General features: G+C 55.8%; 8 protein-coding genes and 1 rRNA gene. 1 reads left to right on the forward strand and 8 read right to left on the reverse strand.

All coding sequences use genetic code 11. The features are described 5' to 3' along the window. Nucleotides 1-70 precede the first annotated feature (70 nt). From AC50YL_RS04785 to AC50YL_RS04800, 4 genes are all read right to left on the reverse strand, one after another. The gene (locus AC50YL_RS04785; RefSeq protein WP_494829725.1) at nt 71-811 is read right to left on the reverse strand and encodes a YjgB family protein; all 741 of its coding nucleotides are present in this window, start codon (nt 809-811) and stop codon (nt 71-73) included. 227 nt (nt 812-1,038) lie between these two features. Next, nucleotides 1,039-2,145, reverse strand: coding sequence for a Gfo/Idh/MocA family protein (locus tag AC50YL_RS04790; protein ID WP_494829727.1), 1,107 nt, complete (start codon nt 2,143-2,145; stop codon nt 1,039-1,041). 24 nt (nt 2,146-2,169) lie between these two features. Next, nucleotides 2,170-3,333: a UxaA family hydrolase gene (locus tag AC50YL_RS04795; protein ID WP_494829729.1), complete on the reverse strand. Its 1,164-nt coding sequence runs from the start codon at nt 3,331-3,333 to the stop codon at nt 2,170-2,172. Nucleotide 3,334: 1 nt separating this feature from the next. After that, nucleotides 3,335-3,658: a UxaA family hydrolase gene (locus tag AC50YL_RS04800; RefSeq protein WP_494829731.1), complete on the reverse strand. Its 324-nt coding sequence runs from the start codon at nt 3,656-3,658 to the stop codon at nt 3,335-3,337. A 165-nt stretch (nt 3,659-3,823) separates the two neighbouring features. On the opposite strand from AC50YL_RS04800, the gene AC50YL_RS04805 reads away from it, so the two are divergent. After that, on the forward strand, nt 3,824-4,684 hold the full coding sequence (locus tag AC50YL_RS04805; protein ID WP_494829733.1) for a helix-turn-helix domain-containing protein: 861 nt from the start codon (nt 3,824-3,826) through the stop codon (nt 4,682-4,684). A 237-nt stretch (nt 4,685-4,921) separates the two neighbouring features. Here AC50YL_RS04805 and AC50YL_RS04810 read toward each other — a convergent pair whose 3' ends face one another. The 4 genes from AC50YL_RS04810 to AC50YL_RS04825 form a co-directional block, all read right to left on the reverse strand. Beyond that, nucleotides 4,922-5,905 (reverse strand): Gfo/Idh/MocA family protein, encoded by a 984-nt coding sequence (locus tag AC50YL_RS04810; RefSeq protein ID WP_494829735.1) that lies wholly within the window; start codon nt 5,903-5,905, stop codon nt 4,922-4,924. A 79-nt stretch (nt 5,906-5,984) separates the two neighbouring features. Continuing rightward, nucleotides 5,985-6,941 carry a 3'-5' exoribonuclease YhaM family protein gene (locus AC50YL_RS04815; protein WP_494829737.1) on the reverse strand — a complete coding sequence of 319 codons (957 nt, stop codon included), beginning with the start codon at nt 6,939-6,941 and terminating at the stop codon, nt 5,985-5,987. Between the two features lie 275 nt (nt 6,942-7,216). Further along, nucleotides 7,217-11,644: an S-layer homology domain-containing protein gene (locus tag AC50YL_RS04820; protein WP_494829739.1), complete on the reverse strand. Its 4,428-nt coding sequence runs from the start codon at nt 11,642-11,644 to the stop codon at nt 7,217-7,219. Nucleotides 11,645-12,130: 486 nt separating this feature from the next. After that, nucleotides 12,131-12,280: ribosomal RNA gene (locus AC50YL_RS04825) — 23S ribosomal RNA — on the reverse strand; the annotation flags it as partial.

The following is a 12,280-nucleotide window of genomic DNA, read 5'->3' on the forward strand; positions in this document are numbered from 1 at the left end:
CCATGACTAGAAATAAATGTAAACGCCGCAGCTTCTTGTACAAGGTCAAGCGGTACCCTAAACTTGCTGCTTATCCGGCCATATTGTTCACGGCATCCGCAGGCGCGTACACCGAGATATGATCCACTTTGCCCGTATCGGCCGAGATGATGAAGCGCAGCTCAAAGGTTTTGCTCGCTTCATAGGTGTAGACGGTGTCGCTGCCGTTCTTCGTCACCTTCGTCGCCTTGCCCAGCGCGGCTTCGATTTGCTTCAAGGTCAGCTTTTGCAGCTCGGGCGCGTTGGACCGGACATCGAAGATTTGACTGCCCTTATTGGCGCCGATGACAGCGTTTTTCTTCGCATAGGTCGAATAGATACCTTTGCCGGCAAAGTCCGTTTTGTCGGCTTTGCCCCAATCCTTCTCGACATCGTCGATTAGGCCTTTGTCCGCCGCAAATGGGATTCCCTTGACTTCGCCTTCCTTGGCCAGCGTCAGCATCGCCTTGATATCACTGGCGGTTTGACTGTCCGAGTTCGAAGGCGACGACGTATTGCCCGTGCCGGTGTTACCGGTATTGTCGGCCGGTTCATTCGAAGCATTACCATTCGCATTGCTGCCGCCGTTATCCGCAGCATCGCCGGAATTACCGGGATCCGTTTGATTATTCCCGGTATTCGTCGAATCCGCCGGTGGCGTCGCATTGTTTTGCGGTGCGGAGTTGGAATCGTTCGTCGCATTGTTATTGCCATTGGAGCAAGCGGACAGCATCATGGCGCCAGCCAACAGCGCCGTAAACGCAAGCAGTTTGACGGATGGTTTCTTGTTCATCGAGTTCATCTCCAGTATGTCTTGAATGCAAAGCTACACCCTCTAAACGAGCCTTGTTATGAAAATGTTTCAATTCCGTTTCCAAACTTTAGCATGCACCATAGTAAGCCAGGCTATGAGCATAAGCCACGAAAGCCATGCCTCGCCTATAACGTGACCGGGAATGCATTCTTCCGTCCCAACAAAAAAAGGAAGCGCAGCGCGCTCCCTATTCCCAACGAATTGAACTATGATTGGTTCGCGATCTCCTCCAGCGTAACCGGCCGATTTTCTTTCATCGACAAGTAGGCGCCGAACACCATCTGCATGGTCTTGAGGTTATCCGCCACGCTGTTCTCCGGCTCGCGGTCTTCTTCGATGGCCCGCATCAGCTCGCCCATCGTGCCCATGAACGCATGCGGGAACCATTTGCCGTGCAGCCGCGGCTGGAACCAATAATCCTCGTGAATTGCCTTCGTATGAAAGCTCAGCGTATCCTCGCGGCCGACCGGATAATTGTACAGCGAGCCGTTCGTGCCTTTGATGATGCCTTTCGTTCCTTCGAAACGATAAGTCGCGTACCAGTCATCCTCGCCCGCGATGTGATTGTGGTTATCGTGGATCAAGCCGCGCGCTTCGCCGGGAAACTTGATGTGCAATAGCGTGCGCGTCTCGCCGATCGTTCGCTGCCCCGGAAACTTCGCCCCATCCGCATAGATATATTCCGGCGTGCCGAACAGGAACCGAATCGCATCGATATAATGAATGCTGTGGTACATGAATTCCAGCGTCGGCATCGTCCGCAGCCAGCCCCAGTTGGCAAAATCCTGCATCACGTTCACTTGAATCGTCGCCTGCAGCAACTCGCCCAGCCAGCCCCGCTGAATGATCGTATGGCTGGCCCGAATGCTCGGCGACCAGCGCATTTGTTGGTTCACCGCGCCCTTGATGCCATGCTTCGCGCAAGCATTTGCGATGCGCACCGCTTCGGAATACGACTCCGCGAGCGGCTTCTGGCAGAGAATATGCTTGCCGGCCGCAGCCGCGCGCTCCGCGATGCCCGGCTGTACCTTCGCCGGCACGGCCAGGTCCACGATGCGCACCGCGGGATCCGACAGCAGCTCATCCATGTCCCGATATACCTTGGCAATGCCGAATTTCGCGGCCAGTTGCTCCGCGCGTTCCCGATTAAGATCATAAATGCCGACGACGCGCAGGCCGCCCATCTCGTAAGCCGGCAGATGGCACGCCTCCACGATTTCGCCTGCACCGATGATGCCGATGCCCATTTCTTTATTTTGCGGCAAGGCCGGACGATAGTCCAGGTCTAGCCAATCGCTCTTCACCGCGCCCATGCAGGGTAGCACCTCCGACATCTTTTACAAGCTTGGACCAATTCGGTTAATGCTGAATTCCGTATGTCCCAGCACTTCCGCCTTCGTCCATTTGCCTTCCGCGACTTCGACGATTTCCTGCCAGATCCGCTCGCCGGCCTGTTCCAGACTGGCACTGCCCTCCAACATATCGCTGACGTCGATATCCATATTGTCTTCCATGCGCTCGAACATCATTTTGTTGCCCGTGATTTTGATGACCGGCACCACCGCCGCGCCCGTCGGCGTACCCCGACCCGTCGTGAAGCAGACGATATGCGCGCCGCCGGCCGCCATGCCGGATACGCATTCGATGTCGTTGCCCGGCGAATCCATGAAGTACAACCCATGATCCGGAATGCGCTCCGCGTATTCAATCACGCCTTGGATCGGCGCTTTTCCGCATTTGCTGATGCAGCCCAGCGATTTCTCTTCGATGGTGGACAAGCCGCCCGCGATGTTGCCTGGGCTTGGATTGCCGCCGCGCATATCCGCACCCATCCGCTCGACTTCTTTCTCGAAACGGTCGACGATGTAGTAGAGCTTATCGGAAATTTCCGCGGTTACGCAGCGCTCCGCCAGCAGATGCTCGGCACCGATGATTTCCGTCGTTTCGCCGATGACGATAGAGCCGCCTTCCGCGATCAGCGAATCCGCGGCCGCGCCGAGCGCCGGGTTCGAAGCCAAGCCGGAAGTCGCGTCCGAGCCGCCGCATTTAACGGCAACCTTCAATTTATTCAACGGTACCGGCACCTTTTCCTGCTTCGCGAGATCCGCCATTAATCGTTTTGCCAGCTCAGCGCCATGCGAGATCGCTTTCACCGAGCCGCCGACGGATTGGATGTCGAACACTTCGACCGGTTTGCCCGTCGACCGGATATCTTCCGCCAGCGCGATAGGATCCACGACTTCGCATCCGAGACTGATGATGAGGACCGCGCCAACGTTCGGGTTCTTCCCGGTGCCCGCCAGCATGTCGAACGTCCGGTCTTTGTCCGAGCCGATCTGGCTGCAGCCATGTTGATGGGGAATCGCCACGGCGCCAGGCACCATCTGCATGATGCGGCTGCACACTTGATTGGAACAGATGACCGTCGGAATGATAAGCAAATGATTGCGGATTCCGATATCGCCGTTCGGCCGTTCATAGCCCTTGAATGTACGTTCCATATTAGTTCGTCTCCTTCGCGCCGAGGTCCCCGCGTCCGCGGATGCCTTCGATATTATGCACATGCACATGCTGCCCGACCGCGATCGGCGTCACGGCGCGTCCGATGACCTCGCCGTATTTGCGCACATCCGCGCCGGTCTCGACCGCCGCGACCGCGACTTTATGGCCGAATGGAATATCGTTCGATACGGTGACGTCTTGAATGCCCGCCGCATTCCGGTATTTGATCGTTTCGCCTGCCATGATTTCCCGAAGCGCCGTCACTACATGATCGCGTTCATCCATATAAAGCGCGTCCGCGCCGGTACTGATGATATGACCCACCCTGTTCACCATTCCTTTGTTCAACATATGGACATTCGAATCGCTGTCCGTTATAGTTTCATTATAGATCGTAAGAAACAGAATCTAAATTGCCATAATCGCTGAAAGTATACCTTTTCTTGTACAGATTTAAGCGCTTACCAGTGAATAAAGGAGGTGAATCGGATGAATCCCATGCGCAAGCAATTTTCATCCGACGCCGCGCTTCCGATCGAGCTCGCGCTGCGCAACACGAAGCACCTCCAGGCGGAGCTCCCCGACCATTTGCACGACTGGCACGAGATCATATACGTCCATAGCGGCGCCGGTTCTTTCTTCATCAACCAATCGTTCTACGAAATGCAGGCGGGCGACCTCTATCTCATTCCCGGCAATACCATCCATAAGACGCTCCCGCATTCCGACGCGCCCATCACGTCCTCGGTCGTGTTCTTCAGCGGCCAGTACGTGCAGGCATCCGCGATCGGCATGGATTCCTTCTCCTTCCTGCAATGCTTCGATACGGCCAGATCGAGCCGCAGCTACAGGCTGGAGCTTCTCCCGGCGGAACGCTCGCGGCTGGAAGGGATTTTCGACGACATGCAAGGGGAGATCGCGGCCAAACAACCGGGATTCCGGCAAGCCATTCTGCTTCTGCTGCAAACCATCCTGCTGCACATGAACCGCAAGATCAACCCTGGCGTGATGCGCCAATCGCATAACGATTCCCGGCCGGTCTGGCTCCAGAACGCGCTGAATGAAATCGACAGCCGCTTGGCCGACACGATCAGCTTAACGTCGCTGGCTTCCCACGCCTCCGTCAGCCCTTCGTACTTCTCTCGGATGTTCAAGCAGTACACCGGCCTGGGCGTCACCGAATACATGATCGCCAAACGCATCATGCGTGCCAAGGAGCTGCTGGGCGAGTCCGACCGCACCGTCGCGGAAATCGCCGCCTCTTGCGGCTTCGAGAGCCTGCCGCATTTCTACCGCATGTTCAAGAAATTCGCCGGAGGCACGCCGGCGCATTACAAACGCACGCAGTAATTCTCGCCTCAGCTCCCAGCCAACGCCCGAATAGCGTTCGCCGCACATGGTGCACCTGCATAACGCGTCTCGCTAACTTACGCTAAAGGTCTTACGTTCCGCGTTTAAATTCATCGTAAGCAAAAACGCTGCAGCCGCACGGAATCGATTCCGCGCAGCTGCAGCGTTTTGTGTCTTTCAAACCCTTTTCATTTAAGCCTCGCCAGTTATAGGCTCAAGTCCTGACCGAACGCCGAATTAGCGGTCTGCCGGGAATACAAGTCCCTGCTGCCTTCTCGCTTCATCCAGCACGTTCATGACGGCCAGCGAATTGGCGAGCGTATTGATCGACGACTCCCTTGCTCCGTCTTCGATTGCCGCAATGAATGCCCGCGTCTCGTAGCTCATGACGAGACCTTGTTCCGGCGCGTCGACTTCTTCCACGCGTCCGTCGCGGTAACGAATCGTCAGCTTACGCGGCAAATTGATGGCGTCGATCGTCATCGTCCCGTCTTCGCCTTGAATTTCCGCGGGCAGCGCGGAATTGGAAATTTTGGAGTAGGTTATCGTCGCCTCCATCTCCTTGTAGCCCGCGACAATGCTGCCTTGGCCATCTACGCCCGACGCTAGCATCGTACCGCTGGCGGCAATGCGCTCCGGCTTGCCGAACAGCAGAATAAGCGGATAGAGGCAGTATACGCCGAGATCCATAAGCGCGCCATTGGAGAACTCCGGCTTGAACGCGTTCAACACCTCGCCGGCCTTGTACTTGTCGTAACGCGAGGAATATTGGCAGTAGCTTGCCGTATAACGGCGGATCGGTCCAAGCGACGGCAGCAGCTCCCGAATCGCCTCGAAGCCCGGCATAAACGAGCTCTTCATCGCTTCCATGAAGACGACGCCCCGCTCGCGCGCCGTTTTGATCACGGCTTCCAGCTCGCGCGAGTTCGATGCGGCCGGCTTCTCGCACAGCACATGCTTGCCCGCGTTCATGCAGATTATCGCCTGCTCCGCATGGAGCGACGTCGGCGAAGCGATATAGACCGCGTCAACCTCGCTGCTTGCCGCCATCTCCCCGATATCCGTAAAGGTCAGCGGGATGCCGTGCTTGGACGCAAAAGCTTCCGCCCGCTCCGAGGTCCGCGAATACACGGCAGCCAGCGCGAACGCTTTCGTTTCCCGCGCCGCCTCGATAAATTCGTCCGTAATCCAGTTCGTTCCGATGATGCCGAATCGTATCATGCCATACTCCCCTTTCGTCGGAATCCATTTTACCCTTTAATCGTATCGAGGGCAACGGCATGTCCGGGTGCTTACCCGATCACAGCTTCAATCGATAAAACGCCTTGTTCTCCAACCCCCGGACCGGCGCCGTCCATTCATCGTGCTCCGCCGTCGTGTCCAGCGCGTCCTCGATCATCTGCAGCTTCGCGTCCAGGGAATCGATATAATGAAGCGCGACCGCCTCCGCTATCTGCGGCTGAACGGGGCTGCCCCATTCGCCCAAATTATGATGCGACAGCACCAGATGCTGCAGCGCCATGACGCGCTCCGAGTCCGTCGCGATGCCGATATGCATCGCTGCTTCCGCGATCCAAAGGGATGCGAGCGAGATATGGCCGATTAATTTCCCCGTATGACTGTAATCCGAAACGATCCCGAGCTCGGACACCATTTCCTCCGGCTTCGCGATGTCGTGCAGGATAATGCCAGCTTTGACTAGGTCCGCATTCAGGAACGGCCGCTGCGCGCAAATAAATGCCCCCAATTCCAGCATTCGCGCGATATGGTATGCAAGCCCGGCATAATAAGCGTGATGATGCGATTTCGCTGCCGGCGAATGGATCAGCCGATCGCCCGTCTTATTGAGGCAATACGCCACGATCGCGCGAATTTCCGCGTCCGCGATGCTATCCTTCGCCTCTTGGATGCGAGCAACGAGCGTCTCCGGTTCGACCGGCGCCGCGCGAACGAAGTCGGTAAGCGTTACGCCGTCCGCCTCCGTCGTTTTGCGGATGCGGTTGATCTTGACCTGCAATTTCTCGCGGTACAGCTGGACGATCCCCTGCACCTTCACGAGCGTCAGCGCTTTGAAGTTTTCCTTGTCATTCTCGGCTGCATCCCATAGCTTCGCGGGCACTTGTCCGCTTGCGTCGGACAGCGTCAGGTTCATGAATTCCTTCGGCGGCGTCGTGTTCGTCTGCTTGACTTCGCTTTCCTTAATCAAATAAAAACCGACAAAATCGTCGCCATCGCTCAACTCTTTTATTCGTGTCATAGGTTATCCCTCCCGATTCTTCCTCTCTCAATAGACACTATGAAAAAATCCCCTGCGGATGGCAGCGCTGAGTCCATCATACCATGAACTCTTTCGGCGCTGTCTACCGTCAGGGGATTCTTCCGAAAAATCGGGCTTGCGCGAGCATGCCTATTCGATTGCAATTGCCGCACTCTCGCCCCGCAGTCTGACTTGACGGCTCTGAGTCAAAATAAGTCCGTCAAACTCGGCTGCTTCCGCTTATGAGCGGGAACAAATACGGCGTAACCGCTCGGTTATTCGACAAGCTCCAAATCCAAGCTCGCTTCCAGCGCCCGCAAAATGAGGACAACCGCCTCTTCGCGCGTCGCGTTCGCGTTCGGCGCGAAGCTATTCGCTCCTTTGCCCTTCACGACGCCCGCTTCCGTCAAGGCTGCGATCGCCGGAGCTGCCCAGTGTCCGTTCGCGTCCGTAAACGGACTGACGCCTGCGGCTTTGCCGAAATCGATGACTCGGGCCAGAATCGTGATCATCTCCGCACGCGTGATGGATTGGTTCGGCTTGAAGCTTCCGTCGCCGTAGCCGTTAATGAAGCCCAGCGATTCTAGCGCGCTGATCGCGCCATGCGCCCAATGATCGTCTTTCACGTCCGTGAATGCTACCTGTGCCGCATTGCTCAGGCCCAGCGCTTTCGCGAGCATTGAGGCAAATTCCGCGCGCGTCACGTTCTTCTTCGGCAGAAATGAACCGTCCGCATAGCCTTTCACGAATCCGGCCTTCGCCGCCAGAGCAATGGCGGAAGCGCTCCAGGAGTTTGCCGGAACGTCGCTGAAAGTCACCGGCGTCGTATCCGCCAAAGCTTTGGCGAGGTTCGCTTTCACCGTTGCCCTGTCCACGGAAGCATCCAGCACCGGCGTGTCCGGCGACGGCGTGATGACTGGCGGCGTATCCTGATCCGGATCCGTTACCGGAGGCGCCGGCGGCGTTACGATCGGTCCCGAACCGCCGCCCGGGCTGGCTTGCGTAACCGTAACAGTCAGGTATTCGTTAAAGCCCCAGTAGTAGACGCGCAATTTTGCCGTACCTGGTTTGACGGCCGTAACGAGACCTTCCTCGCTTACGGTCGCAACGTCCGGATTCTTCGATTCGAACATCGCGAGATCCGTCACGTCAGGTTTGCTCAGATCGCTCATGGTCGCCGTTGCCGTTAATTGCTGCGTGCTGCCGGCCGTCAAGGACGTCAGATTCGGCGTAATGTTCAAATCGGTAGCCACCGGAGTCGCATCCGAATAGGTCGCGATGACCGGTACCCTAACCGGCACTCCTTTATATTGACCGATGACGTTCGTTCCGCCTTTGCGGTTCGTCCGCGTAATTTTGCCGTCTTCCGTAAGATCCGCGATCGTCGGATCGCCGCTGAACCATTCAAGCTCCGTATTGTTCAGCGTTTGAACGGTTGCGTCGCTATAGATCGCTTTGATGACCGGAACGACCGGCTGATCGTCGGCGTCATCGAATACGTAATACGTCGGATCCGCGACGAGCGTCATCATTTTCGGCTTGATCGGATTATTGGTCACGGTCACGTCGAAGGAGATCGTATGGCCGAAGTACTCGCCGGTCACCCGCGTCGTGCCTTCCTTCGTCCCGGCTACAAAGCGAACATAAGGCTGCTCGTCGTACACGGCGACGAGATCAGGATCATCGATCTGCCAATTGACGAACCCGGATAGGGGATCGGTATGCGATTGGCCGTCTTTATCCTTATACGTTTCATTCAAAGCGACAAGCGATGAGCCCTGCGGATGAACGTCGATCGGATAGGCATCGTCCTCTTGATCCGCATCGGCTTCGATGCCTTGCAAGTCTACGACCTCGAAATGCAGCGTGCGCGTGTATGCAATGCCGAAACGCTCATAGGTGAACACGGCATCGGTTTCGCCGGTTCCTAAGGCTTCGAAGGCGCTGTCCGCATTGACCTCAACGACGCCTGGTTGCGAGAACGTCCACGTTCCTCCTTCCGTAGGGAAGGTTTCGCCCGTCGTATCCAAAGCGAACGGCTTCAGCTCGTACGGGTTTTGCCCTTTGTAGAACCTGAACGATGCTCCGTCGAAGTACCACTCATATTCGGATGTCCGGAAGCCGATGTCGAGCACGTCGGGCTCATCCGGCTTCTCGGTTACCGAGACGTTCACGATCGTCGGCGTAAAATCGCCGTAAGCGACGGAGAGCGTCGTTCTGCCGAATTTCTGATATCCGCCTTCCGGATTCTCATTTCCGGTCGATTTCCCGAGGATGCTGACCGCGCCGTTGTCCTTCACGACGTCGGCAATTTCCGTATCGTAGACCGACCATTGCGCCTGATCGCTCACGTCCTCCGTTGTGCCATCGCTCTTGACGGCAAGGAGTTGGACCGGGTATTGAGCGTCTTTTGCCACGATAATCTTCGTCGTCGACAACAGCAGCGCATCGACCGTCGGTTCCGCTGCCGCGCCTTCGTCCGCCACTCTGACGTTGGAGGAGTAGTCGCCTTCCTTAACCGTTACCCGTACGGCGACGACAGCGCCGTCCAGCACCAGATGCACGCGGGTCGAACCTGGGGCTACCGGCGTCAAAACGCCATCCTTGACCGTAACCACGCCGGCATCCTGCGTCGACCACTTGCCCTGCGCCGTCACATCCGCGCTCGTGCCGTCATTATAGGCAACCTGCACGGATACCGCGCGAGGACCAGCCGTCACGTCAAGCGTAATTTGCGGCTCGCTTACGGTTACGTCCGTGATCTGCTTCGGCGTTTCCGGCTGTTCGGTCGGCATGCCTTCGGCTGCGCCCACCTCGATCGTTACCGTTTGCAGCTGTCCGCCGTACGAGACCTCGATGGCTGCCGTTCCTTTTCCGACTGCGACGATCTCGCCTTTCCGGTTGACGGAGACTACCTGAGGGTTGGCCGAGCGATACGACGCGGCCAGCGTTTTATCCGCCTTCTCTCCGCCTTCCATCACCGCTTCGACCGTCAGCGATTCACGCTTTCCGATTTGCAAGTTCAGCGAACCCGGAGTAACGGCGATGGAGGCAGCCGTCTTCGGAGCCGCTTGCTTCACGATAACCGGGATAATGGCGATTTCATCGTTGTAGACCGCACCGATAACGGCCGAGCCCGCGGATTCCGCGACGACGGTGCCGTTGTCGCTCCGGTAGGCAACCGATGCATCGGACGCGAGCCAATCCGCATTGGCGATTTCGGAGGTGACGTCTTTGACCGTGCCGTCATTGTAAATGGCTTTAATGGCCGGTGCCTGGACGGGTTTCCCGTCCGTTATTTCCACGAAGGTCGGCTCTGCCACCAAATTCAGAATCGCGCTTGCAGCCGCTTCCTTCGTCACCGTCACTTCGAACGTGAAGGGCTCAAGCGATAAATAATGGCCGGTAATGGTCGTCGTGCCTTCCTTTGCGCCTGCGAAGATGCGGCCCGCATCGTTGATCGTCGCGATGGATTTATCCCCGACTGTCCATTCGATATCGCCCGTAACGTCGTCGGCGTTATAATTCTGGCCGGACCTAGGATCCTCGGAGTAGACGCCCATGATCGTAATTTCCTGATAGCTCCTCGGGGAGAGCGTGAGTGGGGCGTCGAGTTCCAACTGCTCCATCATGTCCGGCGTAAAGCGCTCCAGCTTGAACGGGCCGCCGACGAAGACTTGAATGCTCGTGACGAGCAGACCGTCATCGTAGTCATCCTCGCCTTCTTTGCCGCTCGGAGCCGTATACTTATACTCAAAATAAATATACGTCATGCCTTTGCCGACCGGCGTAATGACGCCGTTCTGGTCGACGGTGGCGATTGATTCGTCACTTGAATACCATTTGCCCAGATTCGTCACTTCGTACCGATCCTGATCGGGATATTCCAGATCTGCGTAAATCTTGTGCGGGGCATCGGTCTCCATGATCTTCAATACGTCTTCCGAAAGCAGGAGGCCGAATGATTGGAGCGGAATCGGTTCCTTCTGAACGGTTACCGCGATCGACAGCGTCGGCAGATCGCCGTATTTCACTTTGATGAATGTCGATGCGCCGGCTTTGACGCCCTTGATCATGCCATGCGACACGGTCGCGACTTCAAGGTCGTCCGTGCTCCAAGTGGCATCAGCCGTGATATCCCTCGTTGCCCCGTCCGAGAACGTCCCTTGCAGATGAACCGGATAGTTCGTATCCGCTTCCACGAATACGTTCAACGTGGAGAGGAGGAACGTAACGAGCGTCGGTTCCGTCGGTTCCGCCGCTGCCGGTGCGCCAGTCGCGGAGGTAACCGTGACGGGCACATTGACGACGGCATCGCCAAGGTTCAAACGAACTTCCGTCGAACCAGCAGATTTGGCCGTAATGATGCCGCGTTCCACCGCGGCGATCTCAGGATTCAGCGACGTCCAGACGCCTTGCGACGTCACGTCTTTTGTGGAACCGTCTTTGTATTTCGCTTCTACCGTTAAGCCATGGTTTTTTTCCGATAAAGCGAACGAAATGTTGCTTTCGCTTGGGGTCAGCCTCTCGAATTGAGCTGCCGATACATCCTGCACGACCGAATTTGAATGCGCATCCACCGGATCCGTGCTTATCCCCGACATTGGAGATGCAAAGGTAGGGCTGCCGAACAAGGAAGAGAAAGCTACTACGATTCCAAGCGATAATGAAATGGCGATTCTGGCAACCTTACGAAAATACATGTCTTACCTCCTAAAAGTTAAGTTATAATTATATGAAAGCATCTGTAAAAAATGCCCATATACTAGCAAACATATTTTAATATCTCGTAAAACGATTTAAATTATTAAACTAGTCATAATAAGACAAATTTTCAGATATATTACCGTGCTTGATTCTACTTGATTATTAAGATTTTATCAACGAATGTTTCATCAATTTTCCCTAAAAACTGCTAAATATATGCTGAAGTACTAGCCGCAGCATAAATACAGGTCAAACGACCTAATTGAACTCGCATCTTTATGCTCATGCTATCGCTTCCTACCAATCTTTAATATTTCGATTTTTTAACTTCATAATTTTGAATATACATCCGCATATGCATAAAAAAGAGTAGAGCACTGGTTCATGAACCAATGCTCTACTCTTTACAAATATAATTCCACCCTGAAAACTGGATACGAACCTTTGCGAAGGTCTCTTGCTTAGCTGCATGCCGAATGTGCTTGGATAAGCCCTCGACCGATTAGTATTCGTCAGCTCCACACGTTGCCGCGCTTCCACCTCGAACCTATCAACCTCGTCGTCTTCAAGGGGTCTTACATACTGGGAAATCTCATCTTGAGGGGGGCTTCACGCTTAGATGCTTTCAGCGC

This window comes from Paenibacillus sp. J22P277 (assembly GCF_059383675.1).

Bases quoted from the DNA above. Each gene is read 5' to 3' on its own strand.
- AC50YL_RS04785 (WP_494829725.1), bottom strand. From the start codon at position 811: ATGAACAAGAAACCATCCGTCAAACTGCTTGCGTTTACGGCGCTGTTG.
- AC50YL_RS04790 (WP_494829727.1), bottom strand. From the start codon at position 2,145: ATGGGCGCGGTGAAGAGCGATTGGCTAGACCTGGACTATCGTCCGGCC.
- AC50YL_RS04795 (WP_494829729.1), bottom strand. From the start codon at position 3,333: ATGGAACGTACATTCAAGGGCTATGAACGGCCGAACGGCGATATCGGA.
- AC50YL_RS04805 (WP_494829733.1), top strand. From the start codon at position 3,824: ATGAATCCCATGCGCAAGCAATTTTCATCCGACGCCGCGCTTCCGATC.
- AC50YL_RS04810 (WP_494829735.1), bottom strand. From the start codon at position 5,905: ATGATACGATTCGGCATCATCGGAACGAACTGGATTACGGACGAATTT.
- AC50YL_RS04815 (WP_494829737.1), bottom strand. From the start codon at position 6,941: ATGACACGAATAAAAGAGTTGAGCGATGGCGACGATTTTGTCGGTTTT.
- AC50YL_RS04820 (WP_494829739.1), bottom strand. From the start codon at position 11,644: ATGTATTTTCGTAAGGTTGCCAGAATCGCCATTTCATTATCGCTTGGA.